This is a genomic window from Shouchella tritolerans (assembly GCF_025770735.1).
Taxonomy (GTDB): Bacteria; Bacillota; Bacilli; order Bacillales; family Bacillaceae_D; genus Shouchella; species Shouchella tritolerans.
Genome location: NZ_JAODPB010000010.1, coordinates 1 through 20927, shown reverse-complemented (window position 1 = coordinate 20927; position 20927 = coordinate 1). Strand labels below are relative to the sequence as shown.

Genomic DNA, 20927 nt, shown 5'->3' with positions numbered 1-20927 from the left:
TCGTGAAAAGCGAGGCGGTGTAGCTCAGCTGGCTAGAGCGTACGGTTCATACCCGTGAGGTCGGGGGTTCGATCCCCTCCGCCGCTATCTATTAGTTATCAAACTGGTAGAAAATGCTTGTCAATAGAACGATCCTGAGTGTTTTCTACAGGATAAAACCCTCTTTTCTGAAAAGGAAAAGAGGGTTTTTTCGCGTCTCGTAAACAAAATGGACAAAATAAAAAAAATGAATAGAATGCCCATTAAATTGGAAACGGTTACAGCGCCCGCCTGTTTCGTTAAGATAAGAGAAATCTCATTATAAGATTGATTAATTGTTTGGAAGGAGACCGGTATGTTTAGCCTTAGTTTTATTGGACTGATTGCGATTGTGGCAGTTGTCGCTTTGCTTATCAGCAAAAAAGTGTCGCCAATCGTTGCTTTTACGCTTATTCCCATTATAGCTGCTGTCGTTGCAGGCTTCGATTTAGATGACATTAGTGGTTTTTTCAGTGTAGGCGTCAATGATGTTATTTCTGTCGCCGTTATGTTTATTTTCGCGATACTCTTTTTTGGCATTATGCAAGATGCAGGCTTGTTTGATCCAGTTATCAATAAAGTGCTTGCCCTCTCAAAAGGAAATGTCATTGGCGTAGCAGTAGCAACAGTTATCGTTGCCAGCGTCGCTCATCTCGATGGCTCGGGAGCAACGACGTTCTTGTTGACAGTCCCGGCGCTTTTGCCTACTTACAAGCGTTTACAGATGAGCCCGTATTTGCTTCTGCTATTAATTGGTCTAGGGGCAAGCATCATGAATATGGTGCCGTGGGCAGGACCGGTGGCGCGTGTTGGTACCGTACTTAATATGAGCGCCGGAGAACTTTGGTTGCCGCTTATCCCTTTGCAACTTATTGGCATCGCGTTTCTGCTCGGGCTAGCGGTGTTGCTTGCTCTCAGAGAAAAAAAGAGAATTGCCGATCGCCATGTATGGAATGAAGCAGCAGCTACAGCCTACGCGGCAAATGCCTCGAAAGGAAAAGAAAGTCAAAAGAAAGCAGGCGCTCTGCAAATGACTGTCAATGCTCTTCTAATGGCTGCTGTCATTATTGTTTTGGCCGTCGACGTCTTGCCGTCTCCGCTCGTATTTATGCTTGGCGTGGCGCTGGCGCTGCCGTTTAATTTACGGAAAGTAGACGACCAAATGGAAGCAATTAAAAGGCATGCTCCAAATGCGTTAATGATGGCAACGATCATCATTGCGGCAGGCTGTTTTTTAGGAATCTTAAACGAGTCAGGGATGCTTCGGGCGCTGGCAGTCGATATAGTTGGCGTGCTTCCACACGCTGTTGTTCCTTATCTTCATGTCATTATCGGCTTTTTTGGCGTCCCATTTGACTTAATTTTAAGCACAGATGCCTATTATTTTGCATTGTTGCCACTCGTTGAACAGATTGTAACAGAAGTTGGGGTTTCTTCCACTTCAGCCGCATATGCGCTCGTGATCGGAAACATCATTGGTACATTTGTTAGCCCTCTTGCTCCGGCCGTATGGCTGGCATTGCAGCTTGCAGGCCTTGAAATGGGGAAACATATCCGTTATTCCTTTTTTATTATGTGGGGATTTAGCATCATCATGCTTGTGAGCGCTTACTTCCTGGGCATTATTACATTCGCATAATAGCGTGAGAGCCGCATCGTTGGGTGCGGCTTTTATGTTGTCAACAGATTGAGAAAAATGAGTTTTCCCTATGCCTTAATTCGTACGTCATTTCTAGCCAACCATTGAGCATCTACCCAAAGATACGCTAACATCAAACCCCTATTATTCGATTTTTGTGAATCATCCACACTGATTAGCCCGAAGTACGTCGAAATAATTTTTCATATTGGCCCTTAATTCTGACAAATTGCTCCAGCTTTGCTTGCTATAGTGTACGTACGATATTAATAGGGTGGTGGGCGAGAATGATAAGTAAAGTGATAAAGACGTCAGAAGAAATGGGTACAGCAAAAGTAGCTGAAAAGCTCAATGGTATATGGGCCAAATGTGCAAGCGGTGGACAAGCCCTTAAAAGCGGAGCCAAAACGGTGCTTTATGATTGGGGGATATTCATTGCTATTCTTGGTTTTCTGCTAGGAAGGGCTATGATTTTATCAGGGTTGACTCCATTTATCTTGCCATTCTTGGCTGCCGTGTTTTTGTTAAGACGCTCTCAATCACTCATTGCCGCGGCTTCGTTATTAGCCGGCGCTGTATTTAGTTTCCACGGTCAATTTATTTTTGCCATTGCAGGGATCGGGTTCTTTCTTATCCTGTACAAATGTATGAAAATGTTCATGAAACACCCTGCTAAATCGCTCCCTTATCTTGTGTTTTCAGCTAGTATCGCAACGAGGCTGTTACTCGTATTTTTCACAGAAGGTGGATTAAGCCAATATGCGATGATGATGGCTACAGTCGAAGCGGCACTTAGCTTTATCCTGACGATGATCTTTATCCAAAGCATACCGCTTGTGACAGGAAAAAGAGGCGGACAAGCCCTTCGGAACGAAGAAATTATTTGTTTGATCATATTGCTTGCCTCTGTAATGACTGGAACAGTCGGTTGGACGATAAATGAGGCCGTGCTTCAGCATAGCTTTGCAAGTTACCTCGTTTTAGTGTTCGCTTTTGTTGGCGGGGCCGCAATCGGCTCGACGGTCGGGGTGGTGACAGGCTTGATTTTAAGCTTAGCGAGTTTAGCAAGTCTCTATCAGATGAGCCTGCTTGCCTTTGCGGGTTTGTTAGGCGGGTTGTTAAAGGAAGGAAAACGGATCGGCGTGTCACTTGGCCTCCTTGTAGGAACGCTCTTAATTGGCATGTATGGCCAAGGGGGCGGGCTTGGGGCAAGTGTGTCGGAGTCTGCCATTGCAATCACGCTATTTTTACTGACGCCAAAGAGCTGGCTGACAAAGGTAGCACGCTATATTCCTGGGACTGTGGAGCATTCCCAGGAACAGCAGCAATATTTACGCAAAGTCCGAGACGCGACAGCGGGAAAGGTTGAACGGTTTTCGTCTTTGTTCCAAACGCTATCGAACAGCTTTCATACACCTCCTAAAAATGAGGAAGAAGAGCATGACCATGAGGTCGATGTGCTCCTTAGCCGCGTGACGGAAAAAACATGCCAAACGTGCATGTTGAAAGAAAAGTGCTGGGTGCAAAATTTTAATGCTACCTATGATTCAATGAAGCAAATGGTCCAGGAAAGCGAGGTGCACGGAGCGGTTGTCGATGCAAAATTACAAAGGCAATGGCGCAGCCATTGCCGCAAGCCTGACCAAGTCATGGCTGCCCTTAATGCTGAGGTGAACCATTATCGGGCAAACAAGGAATTGAAGAGACAAGTGTTAGAGAGCCAGCGGCTAGTCGCCGACCAATTGCTTGGCGTTTCCCGGGTAATGGGTGATTTCGCAAAAGAGATCCAAAAAGAAAAGCAGCCTCATGTCATCCAAGAAGAGCACATGGTAGATGCTTTGAGAAACGCCGGCCTTGAGGTTGGGCATATAGACATTTACAGCATGGAGAGTGGCAGCATTGAAATTGAAATGAGTGTTCTATGCAGCCATGAAAATGGCGAGGCGGAAAAAATCATCGCGCCAATGCTTTCTGATTTAGTCAAGGAAACGATTGTATTAATGCGGGAAGAACCAGGCTTTTATTCAAATGGATATAGCCATATTTCATTTGGATCAGCAAAGCCTTTTGCTGTTGAAACAGGCATTGCCAAAGTCGCCAAAGGCGGCGAATGGTTATCTGGAGACAATTATGCCATGATCAAATTAAATAGCGAAAAGTTCGCAGTTGCGATAAGTGACGGCATGGGAAACGGCGAAAAAGCTCATTTGGAAAGCAGTGAAACGTTGAAGTTGCTGCAAAAAGTGTTGCAATCAGGGATTGAAGAAACAGTGGCAATCAAGTCAGTCAATTCCATATTGTCATTGCGCAACACAGAAGAAATGTTCTCTACACTCGATCTGGCGATGATAGATATGCAAGATGCAGGAGCAAAGTTCCTGAAAATTGGATCAACACCAAGCTTTATTAAACGCAAAGACCACGTCATAAAAATTGAAGCAGGCAACTTGCCAATGGGAATTCTCCATGAATTTGAAGTAGACGTTGTTAGCGAGCAGCTTAAGCCAGGTGACTTGCTGATTATGTGCAGCGATGGGGTGTTTGATGCGAAAAGGCAAACTGAGAACAAGGAGCAATGGATGAAGCGTATGATTAAGGAAATTGAAACAGATGACCCACAAGAAGTGGCCGATGTGCTCTTAGAGAAAGTCATTCGTTCGGAAAAAGGGATTGTGATTGAAGATGACATGACGATCGTCGTTACACAGTTGAAACACAATACGCCGAAATGGTCTTCGATCCCGATCCATCCGAAGACGACAAAAAACAAGAAAGCTACACCGTTCTATAAACAGGCAACAGGCACTTAAAAGTATATTTTCCCTCCAATATGACCATGATGGTAACACGAAATCAGATGGAGGGGAAACGAATGAATGGGACATTAAGGCAAATTTTGCTCATGACTGACGGGCATTCGAACTATGGCGAAGATCCTGTAGCGATTGCGCGCTTGGCCCAAGAGTATGACGTTACGGTAAATGTAATCGGCATTACTGATGAAAATCGCGAAAATGAAAAAGGGCTTCAAGAGGTTGAAGCGATTGCACTGGCTGGTGGAGGGGTAAGCGAAATTGTTTTTGCCAGGCAACTGGCTAAAACAGTTCAGATGGTAACAAGAAAAGCGATGACGCAAACACTCCACGGTGTCGTCAACCAAGAACTTAAACAAATATTAGGCCAAAACGATGAAATGGAAGACTTGCCGCCGGGAAAACGTGGACAAGTGATGGAAGTAGTGGATGATCTAGGTGAGAAAGTGCTCTTAGAGGTACTTGTATTAATCGACACAAGTGCAAGCATGGCAAATAAATTACCGATGGTACAAGAAGCGTTATTGGATTTGTCAATCAGCTTAAACTCCCGCTCAGGGGATACGAAATTTTCTTTGTATTCATTTCCCGGGAAAAGAAAGCCGATTGAGAGATTGCTTGATTGGACTCCAAAGCTCCAATCACTAACTGCGACTTTTACAAAACTGTCAACGGCGGGAATGACACCGACTGGCCCAGCTTTACAAGCAGCACTCCAAGTGTTTGAGGAAAGACGGGGCAAAAGGAGATTGGAAGACGATGAGAATGAACAGCGCCAAGGGCGATTTGGATTTTGAACTTTACCCAGGACTGGCATTTCGCGGCAAGTGGAACCGTAAACCTTATAAGTTGATTCGAAAACTTGGGGCAGGGGTCACTGGCTATGTTTACTTGGCAGAAGGAGAAACGGGTTCAGTTGCTTTAAAGATCGGCACAGAACCGATGTCAATTACAGCAGAAGCGAATGTACTGAAACAGTTCAGCAAGGTCCAAGGCAAGCCGCTTGGGCCTTGCTTATTTGACGTTGACGACTTCCTGTCTGCCAACAGCGTCCTTCCTTTCTACGCAATGGAGTATATTGAAGGCGAAAATTTTGTTGACTTCCTCCGGGGCAAAGGGCCAGAGTGGCTGCCTGTATTAGCATTGCAATTGTTGGGTGCATTAAGCGCGCTCCATCAACAGGGCTGGGTATTTGGCGATTTAAAGCCCGAAAATGTGATCGTCACTCGTCGTTCGGCTGAAGTAAGATTGTTAGATGTAGGCGGGACCACACGAGTGGGACGTGCGATCAAGGAATATACCGAGTATTACGACCGAGGTTACTGGGAACAAGGAACACGAAAGGCGGAACCGACCTATGACTTATTTGCGGCGGCGATGATGATCGTCGACTGTGCGTATCCACGGCAAGTAAAAAAAGAGCGGGGCAATACGGCAAACCAATTAAAAAAGCTTGTTTATCAAGCGCCGCTATTAAAACCTTACCGGGAAGTGGTTTATAAAGCGTTAATGGGAGGGTATGGATCTGCGGAAGCAATGAAAAACGACTTTCTTGCCTCAGTGAAGCAAACCGAAGGACATAGCCGAGTGAAACGGAAACAGCAACATAAAGCAAGAAAACAGAAAGGGGCGCCGATCGACTTAATCCTAGTGATGTCTTTTGTTCTCATCCTTTTTGTCCTATACTTATTAATACAATCATTTTGAAAAGCTATAGGGGCGAATAGAATGGAAGCACGCGTGGAACAGTTTATCGCAAACAATCGATTGTTTGAAATGGAAGCAAACGTACTCGTTGCCGTCTCAGGCGGCCCCGATTCAATGGCGCTCCTTGCAATAATGGCCAAATTGCAAGCAAAGTGGAGGCTCAATCTGTTTGTCGTTCATGTAAACCACCGCCTGCGAGGCGAAGAGTCAAATAGAGATGCCGAACTTGTTCAAGCTTTCTCTGCTCGCCTCGGCGTGCCGTGCAATGTGAAAGACGTCGACGTCGCTGCCTTTAAAGCCGAGCGCCATGTTGGTACGCAACAAGCGGCCCGTACACTCCGCTACCAGGTCTTTCAAGGGGAAATGGAGCGAGTACATGCAACGGTGCTTTTGACTGCCCACCATGGCGACGATGAAGTAGAAACGGCTTTTATGAAACTGACTCGTGGAACGACGCCGTTGACGAAACTAGGCATTGCGGCTACAAGACCCTTTTCAAATGGTGTTTTGGCGCGACCGCTTCTGGAAGAAACGAAGCGATCCATTGTCGCCTACTGTAACGAAAATGACATTCCTTACCGAATCGACCAGAGTAATTTTTCCGATGCTTATACGCGCAATCGGTTTCGAATGAACATCGCTCCTTATCTTGTCGAGGAAAACCCCCATATCCATAAACACATTGGCCGTTTTGACCGCTGGCAGGATGATGACAACCACTATTTAATGGAGCAGGCGAAAGCTCATTTGAATCAAATTTTAATGGGAAAAAGCGAGAAAAGTATCGAACTTGAAATTCAGGCGCTTTGTCTTGCCCCCTTTCCTTTACAAAGAAGAATGATTCATCTAATATTAAATTATCTTCACTTAAATGTTCACGGAGTAAATGACATGCGTGCTTTTCCTGATGCAATTGAGCAGATCCAAGCGTTTCTCCAAACAAGTGCCCCTTCCGCTCAACTAGATTTGCCAGGTGGGGTACAAGTGAAACGTTCCTACGGGACGTGCTTGTTCACAACCGCCTCTTTTACAGAAATAAAAGCTTATTGTCATCTGCTTTGTATCCCAGGTAAAGTAGACACGCCCCTTGGAGTAATCAGGGCGGATACACGAGAAGAACTATTGGAATTAGAACATACGGATGCTGTTTCATTTCAGGCGAGCCAAGTGGCTTTTCCGCTATACATACGAAATCGCAAGCCGGGAGATAAGCTTTCCCCAAGCGGAATGAGCGGAAGCAAAAAAGTGAACCGTTTGTTTATCGATCGAAAAGTAGATCGCGCCAAAAGAGATGCTTGGCCTCTGCTTGTCGATGCAAATGACTCGATTCTTTGGGTGCCTTCACTTCAAACATCCCGCATTCTCACCCGCTCCGCTGATGAACAAGGCGAGCTACTCCATGTTACTTTTTCCCAACATAAATGGCCATAACGAGAAAAAGGCACCAACTTACAGGAGGTACAAGACCGTACATGAAGAACGACATGAAAGAAATTTTATTGACTGAGGAACAAATTCAGCAAAAAATCAAGGAATTGGGGCAGGCTATCACAAAAGAGTATGAAGGCCGTTTTCCACTATTTGTCGGTGTTTTAAAAGGCGCCCTGCCTTTCATGGCTGATTTGATTAAAGCTGTGGATACCCACTTGGAAATTGATTTTATGGATGTGTCCAGCTATGGAAAAGGCACTGTCTCCTCAGGTGAAGTGAAAATTGTAAAAGACCTTGACACGAAAGTGGAAGGGCGTGATGTCTTAATTGTCGAAGACATCATTGACAGCGGCTTAACGCTAAGCTATTTAGTCGAGTTGTTTAAATACCGGAAGGCTAAGTCGGTAAAAGTGGTAACGCTTCTCGATAAGCCAGAAGGCAGAAAAGTGGATTTGGTGCCGGATATGACAGGTTTTGTTGTCCCGGACGAATTTGTAGTAGGATACGGTCTAGACTTTGCAGAACGCTACCGTAATTTGCCTTATGTCGGAATACTGAAACCTGAAGTTTATGAAGGCTAATTATTGGTACAGAACGATTTCTTATGGTAAGATAGGTGCAGTTTTGTTGGACGCGGGAGGAGGTACAGAATGAATCGTACAGTACGCACGATAGTCATCTTGACGATACTGATGCTGATTATTATTGCAGGGGTCCAAAGTTTTTCAAATGACCCTACAGAAACCCAGCAAGTTCGCTATGATGAATTCTTAGAGAAGCTCGAGCAAGGAGAAGTGGAAAATATTACTGTTCAGCCTGAACGTTCTGTTTTAGTTGTCACAGGACAGTTTGCAGGGCAAACAGATGGCGAAAATTTCACCACAACGATTCTGAATTCAGACATTACAGCAGACCTTCTCTCTAATATAGAAGGCGTCGAGTTGACGGTTGAACCAGAAGAAGAACAAAGCAACTGGTTGTCAACCATCATTATGATCGCGCCGTTTTTACTAATCTTTCTGATCATCATTTTTCTCATGAGTTCTGCCCAAGGCGGTGGCGGCGGTGGCGGTAACCGCGTCATGAACTTTGGTAAAAGCAAAGCAAAAATGGTTAGCGATGAGAAGAAAAAGGCGAAGTTTAAAGACGTCGCCGGTGCTGACGAAGAGAAGCAGGAGCTTGTCGAGGTCGTCGAGTTTTTAAAAGACCCGCGCAAGTTTGCCGCGATTGGGGCGCGGATTCCTAAAGGGGTGCTGCTTGTTGGTCCTCCAGGTACAGGGAAAACGCTTCTTGCCCGAGCTGTTGCCGGGGAAGCAGGCGTGCCGTTTTTCTCAATTAGTGGTTCTGATTTCGTCGAAATGTTTGTTGGGGTTGGGGCTTCCCGTGTGCGTGATTTATTTGAGAACGCTAAAAAGAATTCCCCGTGTATTATTTTTATTGATGAAATTGACGCAGTTGGGCGCCAGCGTGGCGCTGGACTCGGTGGCGGCCATGACGAACGTGAGCAAACGTTGAACCAATTGCTTGTGGAAATGGACGGTTTTAGCGCAAATGAAGGCATCATTATCATTGCTGCTACAAACCGTGCTGATATCCTTGATCCAGCCCTCCTTCGTCCAGGTCGTTTTGACAGGCAAATTCAAGTGAACGCCCCTGATGTTAAAGGGCGTGAAGAAGTGCTCAAAGTCCATGCGAGAAACAAGCCACTTCGTGAGGAAGTAAAGCTTGATCTCATTGCTATTCGGACGCCTGGTTTTTCCGGCGCAGATCTTGAAAACTTGTTGAATGAAGCAGCGCTTGTGGCAGCAAGAAACGACAAAAAAGAAATTGGCATGGAACATATTGAAGAGGCAATTGACCGTGTCATTGCGGGACCAGCTAAAAAAAGCCGCGTTATTTCCGAAAAAGAAAAGAACATTGTGGCGTGGCATGAAGCTGGGCATACTGTTGTTGGCGTCAAGTTGGAAAGCGCCGACATGGTCCACAAAGTAACGATTGTCCCTCGTGGAATGGCAGGCGGTTACGCGATGATGCTGCCAAAAGAAGACCGTTATTTTATGACAAAGCCTGAGCTGCTTGATAAAATTGTCGGCTTGCTTGGTGGGCGTGTCGCTGAAGAAATCCAATTTGGTGAAGTATCCACCGGTGCTCATAATGACTTCCAACGAGCGACAAGCATAGCGCGGAAAATGGTAACGGAATATGGCATGAGCGACAAATTAGGGCCGATGCAATTTGGGCAAAGTTCTGGGGGGCAAGTTTTCCTAGGAAGAGACATCCAAAACGACCAAAATTATTCAGATGCGATTGCTCATGAAATTGATTTGGAAGTTCAACGCATCATAAAAGACAGTTATGAGCGCTGTAAACAAATCTTGCTTGCGAATAAGGATAGTTTAGACCTTATTGCCAAGAATTTGCTTACGCTTGAAACGCTTGATGCCGAACAAATCCAATCCCTCATTAATGAAGGCAAGCTGCCTGAAAACCATCATGCGTCGAAGAAAAACGGCGACATGAAAGTGAACATCCAGTCAAAAGATTCAGCGGAAGAAGTGGAAGGCGCTTATGAAGAAACGACAAACGTAGGCGAAAACCGTCCGCCGTCTTCAGAGGAAACAAAGGAGAATCGCGATTAAGGGAAAATAGAGGGTGCCTAGATGGCACTCTCTTTTTGTAAGAAAGGGGTTAAAGCCAATGATGTTGGCCATTGATATTGGCAATTCTTCGATCGTAACAGGCGTTTACGACGAGAACGACCAACTTGCATTCATATTTCGGATCGCAACCACGCACGATAAAACGAGTGATGAATATGCCATGTTGCTGCACTCTTTTTTTGAACAAAAAGGTTGCCGTTTTAACGACGTAAAAGGTGTGATTATCGCTTCTGTCGTTCCCACAATTATGCACCGCTTTCGGCGCATGTGCCAAGATTATTTACACTTAACCCCCTTAATTGTCGGTCCTGGCATTCGCACGGGCCTCTCGATCCATTATCAAGATCCGAAAGAAGTTGGTGCCGATCGGATTGCTAATGCCGTTGCAGCAATTGCTCGCTACGGCGCTCCGTGTATTGTAGTCGACATTGGCACGGCTACGACGTTTTGCTGTATTGATGCAAAGCACCGTTACCGTGGGGGCGTTATTGCCCCTGGAGCGGCTATTTCGACGGCAGCTTTGTCGAGTAAAGCATCTAAATTGCCTAAAATCGAACTTACAAAGCCGGCATCTGTTGTAGGAAAGACAACGATTGCCTCCATGGAAAGTGGGACATTCTATGGGCATATAGCGATGATTGACGGCGTGGTTGAACGAATCAAGGACGAGCAGCGTCTTGACAATGCTAAAGTCATTGCAACGGGTGGACTAGCCTATCTTTATGCGGAAGAATCAAGGCAAATTCAACATTTGGAACAAGAGTTAACGTTAAGTGGGCTAAAATATATTTACGATAAAAACCAATGATTGGAGCGGTTTTGAAATGGAAGACTATGTAGTAAAGGCAACAGCCTACAACGGTGAGGTCCGGGCGATTGCCCTTAGAGCAACCGAAATGGTCAAAGAAGCATGCAAAAGACAGGGTACTTGGCCGACTGCTTCCGCTGCCCTTGGACGGACCATGATGGGCGGAGCCCTTATGGCATCAATGTTAAAAGGCAAGGATAAGCTAACAGTACGAATTCAAGGAAATGGGCCGATTGGGGAAATCATCGTTGACGCCCATGCATCGGGGGCAACGCGTGGGACAGTGACCAACCCTCATGTCAGCCCAGAGTTAAACAGCCAAGGCAAGCTCGATGTGGCAAGAGTTGTCGGGAATGAAGGGACACTTTCAGTTGTAAAAGATATCGGTATGAAAGAACCATTTACAGGAAGTGTGCCGATTGTTTCGGGCGAAATTGGCGATGACTTCACGTACTACTTTGCCAACTCAGAGCAAACACCTTCCTCAGTTGGTGTCGGTGTCCTTGTCAATCCTGATGAAAGCGTCCTTGCAGCGGGAGGGTTTGTCATCCAACTATTGCCTGGAGCAAAGGAAACAACCGTTACAGAAATTGAAAAACGGATTGGGGAAACGCCGCCTATTTCAAAGCTGGTGGAACAGGGCAAAACACCTGAAGAAATAATTAATGGCCTTCTTGGAGAGGGAAATGTCAAGTTTCTTGAAACAAAACCTGTTTTCTTCGAATGCACGTGCTCGAAGGAGAGGATCGGCAACGCTATTATTAGCCTTGGGCCGAAGGAGATTGAAGCAATGATTACAGAGGATGCTGGCGCTGAAACGGTGTGCCATTTTTGCAATGAATCGTATTCATTCACAAAAGCAGAACTAAAGGCGTTGTTAGAAGAAGCCGAGAGCAAACGGTAGCCAAAAACCATCCTTCATTGGCGCAGGCGAAAAGCGTGAAAATCAGGGATGTCTGATTGACTTATCTGAAAATGTTTGCTATCCTATTTTTATAAAACCAATGAAGATACTAGGGATTGAGGAGGCGTTTGATTGTGACCGTTGTAAACAACATTACGGAATTGATCGGCAATACCCCGCTTGTAAAATTAAACCGCCTGGCGACTGCTGAACATGCAGACGTGTACTTAAAGCTTGAATACCAAAATCCAGGAAGCAGCGTAAAAGATCGGATAGCACTGGCGATGGTGAATGCAGCTGAAGAATCCGGAGAACTAAAGCCAGGAGCGACCATTGTTGAACCAACGAGTGGCAATACGGGCATTGGCATCGCTATGGTTGCGGCAGCAAAAGGTTATAAAACAAAACTGGTTATGCCTGAAACAATGAGTATGGAGCGGCGTAACTTGCTGCGTGCTTACGGAGCCGAGCTTGTGTTGACCCCAGGTCCAGAAGGCATGGGCGGGGCAATTCGAAAAGCGACAGAGCTGGCCAAACAAGACGGGCATTTTATGCCGCAGCAATTTGAAAACAGCGCCAATCCGAAAATCCATCGTGAAACGACTGGCAAGGAGCTGCTTGAGCAAGTCGATGGGCAGCTTGACGGCTTTGTCGCCGGCATCGGCACAGGCGGCACAATAACTGGAGCAGGCGGCCTATTAAAAGAGCATTTTCCAGAATTAAAAATTGTTGCGATTGAGCCGAAAGACTCTCCTGTTCTGTCAGGCGGCAAGCCTGGCCCTCATAAACTTCAAGGCATTGGCCCAGGCTTTGTGCCAGGCATCTTAAATACAGATGTGTATGATTCGGTTTTACAAGTATCGACTGAACAAGCGTTTGAATATGCACGCCGTGCGGCACGTGAAGAAGGTATTTTAGGCGGTATTTCCTCAGGGGCAGCGATTTATGGAGCATTAGAGCTTGCGAAAGAGCTAGGCCCAGGTAAAAAAGTGGTTGCCATCATTCCTTCAAATGGAGAACGGTACTTGAGCACGCCGCTGTACCAATTTGAGGAAGAAACCACTCATTCATAATTTACCAGCTTAAGTTTGTCGACAACTCGAACATGAGGTTTTAAAGCATATGAACAAGACAAACGTTGCCTATGTGAACGTTTGTCTATAATCTGTAGCAGTCTCTTTTCAAAGAGGCTGCTTTTCTTCTTAGAAATTGTTTAGTAGAATAAGCACATATGCTTTAGAGACGGAGTGAGTCTATGGCACAAAAAGGGTCTGCCATTCGCATATCAATAAATAAAAAAATCGTCATGCCGCAAAACGAGTGGTTTCACCGATTTTCCGCATTGGCGAAAGACGAGCCCTATCATGTACTGTTGGAAAGTGGGCAGACAGGGCGGTATAGCATAATCGGCTTGTCGCCTGTTGCTGTGATCGAAGGCAAGGGCAACACATTAATGGTTAGCGATCAAAACGGCAACCATCTTTTTACAGGCCCGCTGTTATCTTCATTAGAAACGGCGCTTGCACCCTACCAGACAGAGTACACCTTAACAGGCCCACCAATGCAAGGCGGGGCGATTGGATACTTGTCGTATGATGTAGTCCGAGAAATTGAGTCATTAAAGGAAACGGCGGTTGATGATTTGCAACTGCCTGAAGTCTATTTTCTCGTTTTTGAGGAAGTATCCGTGTACGACCATGAGGAAGAGCAGTTGTGGCTGTGTGCAAATGGAAGCGATAGCCAATTGCTGCAGGAGAAGGTGGCGCTGCTTGAACAGCGGTGGCTGCAAACAGAGCCTGCTTCGACGCCACCAAGCAGAAATCTGTTTACATCCCGTTCCCACAAAGAAGCGACATTCACGAAAGAGCAGTTTGTTCGTGCTGTCGAAAGGGTGCAGGACTACATTCGAAGCGGTGATGTATTTCAAGTCAATTTATCCGTTCGCCATACCCGCAGCCTCCAAGTAGACCCTTTTAGCGTGTATAAAGAGCTAAGGCAGCTTAATCCATCGCCGTACATGAGCTATATTCATAGCCCAAAAACACAAATTGTTAGTGCATCGCCCGAATTGTTGATTAAAAAGCGGGGCAATGAACTGGAAACGCGGCCAATAGCTGGAACACGCTCAAGAGGAGCGAGTGAGGAAGAAGATGCCTGGCTTGAAGCAGAACTGTTAAGCAATGAAAAAGAGCGTGCTGAGCATGTGATGCTCGTTGACTTGGAACGAAACGATCTCGGTAGGGTGAGCCAATACGGCACGGTAGCTGTTGACGATTTATTAGTAGTTGAACGGTACTCACATGTCATGCACCTTGTTTCCAGTGTGAAGGGGCAATTGGCGGATGGCCTGACGCTATACGATTGCATTCGTGCCACATTTCCAGGGGGGACGATAACGGGAGCGCCAAAAGTAAGGACAATGGAGATCATTGAAGAGTTGGAGCCCGTTCGCCGTGGCCTATACACAGGATCAATTGGTTGGATTGGTTTTAACGGCGACATGGAACTAAATATAGTCATTCGCACAATGCTGTGCCAGGATGGGAACGCCCATGTTCAGGCAGGCGCTGGAATAGTGATTGATTCCAATGCCGAAAACGAGTACAAAGAATCAATGAAAAAGGCGCAGGCGCTATGGCGTGCGCTTGAATTAGCAGAGCAGAGAGTTTTAACAAAAACGAGCAGAGCCTAGGAGGAGCAAGAGATGATTTTAATGATCGACAATTATGATTCATTTACGTACAATTTGGTTCAGTATTTAGGCGAAATGGGACAAGAGCTGGTCGTCAAACGAAATGATGCTATAACGATTACGGAAATAGCCAGCTTAAATCCCGATTGTATTATGATTTCTCCAGGGCCATGTAGCCCAAATGAAGCAGGAATCAGCTTAGAAGCAATTCGTGCTTTTGCGGGAAAAGTGCCGATTTTTGGCGTTTGCTTAGGACACCAGGCGATTGCCCAGGCGTTTGGCGGCCATGTTGTCCAGGCGGACCAGCTGATGCACGGAAAAACATCTGATGTCCAGCATGATGGAAAATCAATATTTGCTGGCCTTCCAAACCCACTTGTCGTGACACGTTACCATTCGCTTATTGTTGAACGGGAAACGTTGCCTGGATGTTTTGAAATTAGCGCGGAATCAGCGGAAGGGGAAGTAATGGCGATTCGCCATAAGGAGTTGGCGATTGAAGGCGTTCAATTCCATCCCGAATCGATTATGACGAAAGAAGGGAAAACGTTATTGCGTCAATTTATTGATTCTTATCAAGGTGGCACGGCATGTTCCTCAGTATAAATGGAGCTGTCGTTGCAAAAGAGCAGGCGGCCATTTCTCCGTTTGACCATGGTTTTTTATACGGCATTGGTCTGTTTGAGACTTTTGCAGCACATAAAAACGGTGTGTTTTTGCTCGAAGCGCATATTGACCGTCTCTTAACAGGCTTGGAATCGGTTGGAATTGCCTACTCATTGACAAAAGAACGGGCGCTTGAAACCGTCTATACATTGCTTGAAGCAAACCAGCTCGAGGAAGGATATGTCCGCTGGAATGTATCAGCTGGCATGCGCGAGATTGGCTTGTTTCCAGATCGCTATGAGGCGCCAACGGAAATAGTGTATATGAAGCCATTGCCGAAAAAGCCGCTTAGTAAAGAAGCCGTTGTTTTACACACGGTTCGGAACACGCCTGAAGGGGGCTTACGGCTAAAATCACATCATTATTTAAATAATGTTCTCGCCAAACAAGAGCTAAAACAGTCCCCTTATGCTGAAGGCATTTTTTTAACAAAAGAAGGACATGTAGCGGAAGGCATTGTCTCCAATTTATTTTGGATAAAAGGCGATGTTGTCTTCACCCCCTCGTTAGAAACAGGCATCTTAGGCGGAGTAACGAGAAGCTTTGTGATCAAACAATTACAAAGTGCAGGGCATGAAGTGCGCGTAGGCTTATTTAAAGGGGAAGCTCTTCAGGAAGCGGATGCCCTTTTTTTCACGAATTCAATCCAAGGCGTCGTGCCTGTTACAAAATTGGACGGCCGGGAGCTGGAAGTGGGCTCACTTGTGCCGGTCATTGCTGCCAACTACACCCATGCAGCGAATGGAGGAAGCAAAACAACATGAGCAAGCGATTTTCTCTTCAAGTCAATAGGGGAGCACGAACAAAAGTGATGGGCATCTTAAATGTAACGCCTGACTCTTTTTCAGATGGGGGTCGCTACCATCGCCTTGACACGGCAGTTGACCGTGCCCATGAGCTTGTAAAAGCTGGCGCCGACTTAATTGATATTGGCGGAGAATCAACAAGGCCAGGGTACACACCGGTGCCAGCAGAAGAAGAAATGGAACGGGTTATTCCCGTCATTGAAGCGATCACAGCACGGATGGACGTACCGATTTCCATTGACACATACAAAGCTAAAACGGCAAAAGCAGCAGTAGATGCCGGCGCTGCCATTATTAACGATGTTTGGGGAGCAAAAGCGGACCCGGAAATGGCGACAGTTGCTGCAGCCCATGCTGTTCCAATCATTTTGATGCACAACCGCGAGAATAGGAGTTACCAATCATTCATGGAAGATGTGAAAGCGGATTTGCAAGAAAGCATAGACATCTGCGTGAAGGCAGGTGTGCAAAAAGAGCAAATTTGGCTTGATCCAGGGGTCGGGTTTGCGAAAACGTATGAACAAAATTTGGAGGTTATTCGTGAACTAGACCAAATTGTCGAAATGGGCTATCCGGTGTTGCTGGGCACTTCAAGAAAATCTTTAATTGCCAAAACCTTAAATTTGCCGGTTGAAGACCGTATAGAGGGCACTGGCGCGACAATTTGCTTAGGAATTGCGAAAGGCTGCCAAATGATTCGTGTCCATGATGTAAAGGAAATGGCGCGCATGGCCATTATGATGGACGCCATGCTGAAAAGGAGTGATGATGTTGGATAAAATCTTTTTAAATCAACTGTCTTTTTACGGATACCATGGCGTCTATCCAGAAGAAACAAAGTTGGGCCAACACTTTATCGTCGATTTAGTGCTTGAGCTCGATTTAAGGCATGCTGCACGCCATGATGATTTGGAGGCATCCATCGATTACGGCGACGTACATGAGCGTGTAAAAACGATTGTTGAAGGGAAACCGTACAAGCTGGTAGAAGCAGTTGCTGAACGGATTTGCACCGAACTTTTACAGGCGTATGACCAACTGCAAACATGTACAGTGAATGTGATCAAGCCTAATCCGCCCATTGCGGGGCATTACGACTCGGTTGCAGTAGAGCTAACGAGGTCACGCCATGCATAAGGCTTATATTGCGTTAGGTTCGAATGTAGGAGACCGGGAAAATTATTTGCAGGAAGCAATGAAGCTGCTTGACGCCGATGCTTCGATTCAAGTCATTCAAGCTTCTTCTATATATGAAACGGAGCCTGTTGGCTTTACAGACCAAGGGCCATTTTTAAATATGGTCGCTGAAGTCGAAACAACTCTTAGCCCGTTTTCATTGCTTGCGGCAACACAAGCAATAGAGAGGAAACTTGGTCGAAAACGCCTTATCCGCTTCGGCCCTCGTACACTAGATCTTGACATTTTGTTGTTTGATCATGAAAATATAGAGACGGGTGAGCTGCAAATCCCCCATCCACGAATGTGGGAGCGCGCGTTTGTGCTCGTTCCACTAGCAGAAATAGCGCCTGATGTATACAGCGAAACCTGTAAGCAAACAGTGGCTGAATTGGCTTCGGCGACTCAAGCTGGTGTAACATGGTGGAGAGATTGGAGCGGCGTTGACCAATACGTCCATACAGAAAGCTAAACGCTGTTGCTGTAAGCGCATCTGTATTTAGGTGAATAGAGCAGGATCATCGATCCTGAAGTGTTTATACATGTCCAAAGCGGAGATGATACAAAGGAGAGCAAATGGAGGTGTGACCTATGCTGAAAATAGGCGACATAGAAATGAAAAACCAAGTCGTACTCGCGCCTATGGCAGGAGTATGCAACCCGGCGTTTCGCTTGATTGCGAAAGAATTTGGCGCCGGCCTAGTTTGCGCGGAAATGGTTAGTGACAAAGCCATCTTGCATAAAAACGAAAAATCGTTACAAATGCTTTACGTAGATGAGCGAGAAAAGCCACTTAGTTTGCAAATTTTTGGTGGAGAAAAAGACACACTAGTAGAAGCAGCACGCTTCGTAGACCAAAATACCAATGCCGATATCATCGACATTAATATGGGTTGCCCGGTACCGAAAATTACAAAGTGTGACGCAGGAGCCCGTTGGCTTCTCGACCCCAATAAAATTTACGAAATGGTCGCTGCCGTTGTTGATGCAGTCAAAAAGCCGGTAACCGTCAAAATGCGGATTGGTTGGGATGAAGACCATATTTATGCAATCGAGAATGCTCGTGCAGTTGAACGAGCGGGCGGAAGTGCAGTGGCAGTACATGGTCGCACGCGCGTTCAGATGTACGAGGGTGTGGCTGATTGGAATATTATTGGCGATGTGAAAAAGGCAGTGAACATTCCGGTTATAGGAAACGGTGATGTTGCTACACCGCAAGACGCCAAGCGGATGCTAGACGAGTATGGCGTTGATGGTGTGATGATTGGCCGTGCGGCTCTTGGAAACCCTTGGATGCTGTACCGTACAATCCAATATCTTGAGAATGGTACTCTTCCTCCAGAACCGACTCCACGTGAGAAAATCGAAGTTTGTTTAATCCATTTGGATCGTTTGGTTGCTTTAAAAGGCGAGCGTGTGGCAGTGCGCGAGATGCGTAAACATACAGCTTGGTATATTAAAGGATTGCGTGGCAAAGCGAAAATCCGCGACAAAGTGAACCAATTTGAAACAAGGGATGATGTAGTAAAAGCCCTTTATGAATACGTTGATTACTTAGAGGGGCGCGAACTGGCGGAGAGTTCTGCGATATAGTACACTGTTCATAGTGATGAACGGCAAAGGGTTTGACCGGTTTACTCGGTCTACCCTTTTTCAGTGAATGAGGACAAGGGGTTGAGAGCAAATGACGGAAGGATTGGAAATGCATGATTTGCTTGCCGTGCGCCGAGACAAGTTAAATCAATTGTACGACGAAGGGGTTAACCCATTTGGTGGAAAGTTTGAGCGGACGCATACGTCAAACGAAGTGATTGAGCAATTTGCTGCGTTTACGAAAGAGGAGCTTGAAGAAAAAGACGATCATGTCGTGCTTGCAGGGCGATTAATGACAAAACGCGGCAAAGGAAAGGCTGGATTTGCCCACATTCAAGATATAGGAGGGCAGATTCAAATATACGTTCGTCAGGACGCCGTAGGAGAAGAAGCGTATGGTTTATTCAAGTCATTAGATATTGGCGACATGGTTGGTGTCGGCGGACGTCCATTTAAGACGAAGGTAGGAGAAATGTCTGTAAAAGTGACGGAGCTGGTGATACTAGGGAAATCGCTGCGTCCGTTGCCAGACAAGTACCACGGTTTAAAAGACGTTGAACAACGTTACCGCCAGCGTTATCTTGACTTAATCACGAGTCCTGAATCAAGAACCGCGTTTATAACAAGAAGTAAAATCATTCAAGTCATGCGCCGTTATTTGGATGAAAAAGGCTTTCTTGAAGTGGAAACGCCGATGATGCATAGCATCCCTGGTGGAGCTTCTGCTAGGCCATTTGTCACTCACCATAATACGCTTGACATGGAGTTATACATGCGTATTGCGATCGAGCTTCATTTAAAGCGTTTGATCGTTGGCGGCTTGGAAAAAGTGTACGAAATAGGCCGCGTGTTTCGGAATGAAGGGATATCAACTCGCCATAACCCAGAATTTACAATGATCGAACTTTACGAAGCGTACGCAGATTACCATGATATTATGCAACTGACAGAAGGCGTAATTTCGCACATTGCTAAGGAAGTCCTTGGCACGACCACTGTCCAATACGGAGAACATACCGTTGAACTGGCACCTGGTTGGAAGCGAGTCCATATGGTTGATGCGATTAAAGAAAAGACTGGCGTCGATTTTTGGCAGCAGATGAGCGACGGAGAAGCGCGAGCACTTGCCAAAGAGCATGGAGTGCCAGTAAAAGAAACAATGACATTTGGCCATGTTGTAAACGAGTTTTTTGAGCACTTTATAGAAGAAACGCTTATTCAGCCTACCTTTGTGTATGGCCATCCTTTAGCGATTTCGCCGCTTGCAAAGAAAAACGAAGAAGACCCGCGCTTTACTGATCGCTTTGAGCTGTTTATTGTTGGGCGTGAGCATGCCAATGCATTCTCTGAACTTAATGATCCGATTGATCAGAGAAAACGCTTTGAAGCACAACTAATTGAACGTGAGCAAGGTGACGATGAGGCCCACCGAATGGATGAAGACTTTATTGAAGCACTTGAATACGGCATGCCTCCAACAGGCGGTCTCGGCATTGGCATTGATAGACTTGTCATGTTGTTGACGAATTCACCTTCCATCCGGGACGTCATTCTCTTCCCGCAAATGCGTAACCGCGAGCAAGGCGAATAAGCAATGGTTGGCTGATCTGTCGCTTTCTAGAGGTCAGCCAACCGTTTGTTTAAAAAAACATAAGAAAATCTTTTAAAAAAGTGTTGCGCTTTTTGTTTTATAGTGATATATTATTTCTTGTCGCTAAGATGCGATGTTCACCAAACAAAGCAAACCAAAAGATTTTATTGACAAACGTCGATTGTTTTGCTAGAATAAAAAAGTTGCTGAAATAAAGTTAGCAACCGAGTCCTTTGAAAACTGAACAAAAGCCAAGCGTAAAAGAGATACAAGGTATCTCGTCAATCATAGTGAGTCACAACTTCGGTTGTGCAATGAGCAAGTCAAACTTTTTAACGGAGAGTTTGATCCTGGCTCAGGACGAACGCTGGCGGCGTGCCTAATACATGCAAGTCGAGCGGACAGAAGGGAGCTTGCTCCTGG

Annotated in this window: 18 protein-coding genes, 1 tRNA gene and 1 rRNA gene; all 20 read left to right on the top strand. The window is 45.9% G+C overall.

Translation table 11 applies throughout. The features are described from left to right. Positions 1-13: 13 nt before the first annotated feature. Positions 14-87 (top strand) — tRNA-Met (locus tag N6H06_RS21250). 247 nt (positions 88-334) lie between these two features. Continuing rightward, on the top strand, positions 335-1657 hold the full coding sequence (locus N6H06_RS21245; RefSeq protein ID WP_263707908.1) for a CitMHS family transporter: 1323 nt from the start codon (positions 335-337) through the stop codon (positions 1655-1657). A 287-nt stretch (positions 1658-1944) separates the two neighbouring features. Further along, the gene (gene spoIIE / locus N6H06_RS21240; RefSeq protein WP_263707907.1) at positions 1945-4467 is read left to right on the top strand and encodes a stage II sporulation protein E; all 2523 of its coding nucleotides are present in this window, start codon (positions 1945-1947) and stop codon (positions 4465-4467) included. A gap of 47 nt (positions 4468-4514) precedes the next feature. Continuing rightward, a complete protein-coding gene (locus tag N6H06_RS21235) occupies positions 4515-5267 on the top strand; it encodes a VWA domain-containing protein (RefSeq protein WP_318527602.1) in 753 nt (250 codons plus the stop codon). Then, positions 5230-6177 (top strand): protein kinase domain-containing protein, encoded by a 948-nt coding sequence (locus tag N6H06_RS21230; RefSeq protein WP_404830376.1) that lies wholly within the window; start codon positions 5230-5232, stop codon positions 6175-6177. Before N6H06_RS21235 ends, N6H06_RS21230 begins: the two co-directional genes overlap by 38 nt. Positions 6178-6198: 21 nt before the next feature. Next, positions 6199-7608, top strand: a complete 1410-nt coding sequence (tilS, locus tag N6H06_RS21225; RefSeq protein WP_062751052.1) for a tRNA lysidine(34) synthetase TilS — start codon at positions 6199-6201, stop codon at positions 7606-7608. Between the two features lie 41 nt (positions 7609-7649). Next, positions 7650-8189: a hypoxanthine phosphoribosyltransferase gene (gene hpt, locus N6H06_RS21220; protein WP_062751051.1), complete on the top strand. Its 540-nt coding sequence runs from the start codon at positions 7650-7652 to the stop codon at positions 8187-8189. Between the two features lie 69 nt (positions 8190-8258). Further along, positions 8259-10247 carry an ATP-dependent zinc metalloprotease FtsH gene (gene ftsH / locus N6H06_RS21215; RefSeq protein WP_062751050.1) on the top strand — a complete coding sequence of 663 codons (1989 nt, stop codon included), beginning with the start codon at positions 8259-8261 and terminating at the stop codon, positions 10245-10247. A 58-nt stretch (positions 10248-10305) separates the two neighbouring features. Continuing rightward, positions 10306-11076: a type III pantothenate kinase gene (locus N6H06_RS21210; RefSeq protein ID WP_062751047.1), complete on the top strand. Its 771-nt coding sequence runs from the start codon at positions 10306-10308 to the stop codon at positions 11074-11076. 16 nt (positions 11077-11092) lie between these two features. After that, positions 11093-11980: an Hsp33 family molecular chaperone HslO gene (gene hslO, locus N6H06_RS21205; RefSeq protein WP_062751046.1), complete on the top strand. Its 888-nt coding sequence runs from the start codon at positions 11093-11095 to the stop codon at positions 11978-11980. 134 nt (positions 11981-12114) lie between these two features. Then, the gene (gene cysK / locus N6H06_RS21200; RefSeq protein ID WP_213029596.1) at positions 12115-13053 is read left to right on the top strand and encodes a cysteine synthase A; all 939 of its coding nucleotides are present in this window, start codon (positions 12115-12117) and stop codon (positions 13051-13053) included. Positions 13054-13235: 182 nt separating this feature from the next. Beyond that, positions 13236-14672 (top strand): aminodeoxychorismate synthase, component I, encoded by a 1437-nt coding sequence (gene pabB / locus N6H06_RS21195; RefSeq protein WP_318527601.1) that lies wholly within the window; start codon positions 13236-13238, stop codon positions 14670-14672. Positions 14673-14684: 12 nt separating this feature from the next. Then, the gene (pabA, locus tag N6H06_RS21190) at positions 14685-15278 is read left to right on the top strand and encodes an aminodeoxychorismate/anthranilate synthase component II (RefSeq protein ID WP_263707905.1); all 594 of its coding nucleotides are present in this window, start codon (positions 14685-14687) and stop codon (positions 15276-15278) included. Continuing rightward, positions 15263-16102, top strand: a complete 840-nt coding sequence (gene pabC, locus N6H06_RS21185; RefSeq protein WP_062751038.1) for an aminodeoxychorismate lyase — start codon at positions 15263-15265, stop codon at positions 16100-16102. Before pabA ends, pabC begins: the two co-directional genes overlap by 16 nt. Then, positions 16099-16923 (top strand): dihydropteroate synthase, encoded by an 825-nt coding sequence (gene folP / locus N6H06_RS21180; RefSeq protein ID WP_062751037.1) that lies wholly within the window; start codon positions 16099-16101, stop codon positions 16921-16923. Before pabC ends, folP begins: the two co-directional genes overlap by 4 nt. After that, entirely contained in the window at positions 16916-17281 is a 366-nt protein-coding gene (gene folB / locus N6H06_RS21175; RefSeq protein ID WP_263707904.1) for a dihydroneopterin aldolase, read from the top strand. Before folP ends, folB begins: the two co-directional genes overlap by 8 nt. Then, complete coding sequence (gene folK / locus N6H06_RS21170) at positions 17274-17792, top strand: 2-amino-4-hydroxy-6-hydroxymethyldihydropteridine diphosphokinase (protein ID WP_062751036.1); 519 nt, start codon at positions 17274-17276, stop codon at positions 17790-17792. The genes folB and folK overlap by 8 nt, the downstream gene beginning before the upstream one ends. 119 nt (positions 17793-17911) lie before the next feature. Beyond that, complete coding sequence (gene dusB / locus N6H06_RS21165) at positions 17912-18913, top strand: tRNA dihydrouridine synthase DusB (protein ID WP_062751035.1); 1002 nt, start codon at positions 17912-17914, stop codon at positions 18911-18913. A 91-nt stretch (positions 18914-19004) separates the two neighbouring features. Then, the gene (lysS, locus tag N6H06_RS21160) at positions 19005-20504 is read left to right on the top strand and encodes a lysine--tRNA ligase (RefSeq protein ID WP_263707903.1); all 1500 of its coding nucleotides are present in this window, start codon (positions 19005-19007) and stop codon (positions 20502-20504) included. Between the two features lie 332 nt (positions 20505-20836). After that, positions 20837-20927 (top strand): 16S ribosomal RNA (locus N6H06_RS21155); the annotation flags it as partial.

Coding starts and splice junctions, on each gene's coding strand:
- spoIIE (WP_263707907.1), top strand. CDS start 1,945: ATGATAAGTAAAGTGATAAAGACGTCAGAAGAAATGGGTACAGCAAAA.
- tilS (WP_062751052.1), top strand. CDS start 6,199: ATGGAAGCACGCGTGGAACAGTTTATCGCAAACAATCGATTGTTTGAA.
- N6H06_RS21235 (WP_318527602.1), top strand. CDS start 4,515: ATGGAGGGGAAACGAATGAATGGGACATTAAGGCAAATTTTGCTCATG.
- pabA (WP_263707905.1), top strand. CDS start 14,685: ATGATTTTAATGATCGACAATTATGATTCATTTACGTACAATTTGGTT.
- N6H06_RS21245 (WP_263707908.1), top strand. CDS start 335: ATGTTTAGCCTTAGTTTTATTGGACTGATTGCGATTGTGGCAGTTGTC.
- hslO (WP_062751046.1), top strand. CDS start 11,093: ATGGAAGACTATGTAGTAAAGGCAACAGCCTACAACGGTGAGGTCCGG.
- N6H06_RS21210 (WP_062751047.1), top strand. CDS start 10,306: ATGATGTTGGCCATTGATATTGGCAATTCTTCGATCGTAACAGGCGTT.
- dusB (WP_062751035.1), top strand. CDS start 17,912: ATGCTGAAAATAGGCGACATAGAAATGAAAAACCAAGTCGTACTCGCG.
- folP (WP_062751037.1), top strand. CDS start 16,099: ATGAGCAAGCGATTTTCTCTTCAAGTCAATAGGGGAGCACGAACAAAA.
- hpt (WP_062751051.1), top strand. CDS start 7,650: ATGAAGAACGACATGAAAGAAATTTTATTGACTGAGGAACAAATTCAG.
- pabB (WP_318527601.1), top strand. CDS start 13,236: ATGGCACAAAAAGGGTCTGCCATTCGCATATCAATAAATAAAAAAATC.
- ftsH (WP_062751050.1), top strand. CDS start 8,259: ATGAATCGTACAGTACGCACGATAGTCATCTTGACGATACTGATGCTG.
- lysS (WP_263707903.1), top strand. CDS start 19,005: ATGACGGAAGGATTGGAAATGCATGATTTGCTTGCCGTGCGCCGAGAC.
- pabC (WP_062751038.1), top strand. CDS start 15,263: ATGTTCCTCAGTATAAATGGAGCTGTCGTTGCAAAAGAGCAGGCGGCC.
- N6H06_RS21230 (WP_404830376.1), top strand. CDS start 5,230: ATGAGAATGAACAGCGCCAAGGGCGATTTGGATTTTGAACTTTACCCA.
- folK (WP_062751036.1), top strand. CDS start 17,274: ATGCATAAGGCTTATATTGCGTTAGGTTCGAATGTAGGAGACCGGGAA.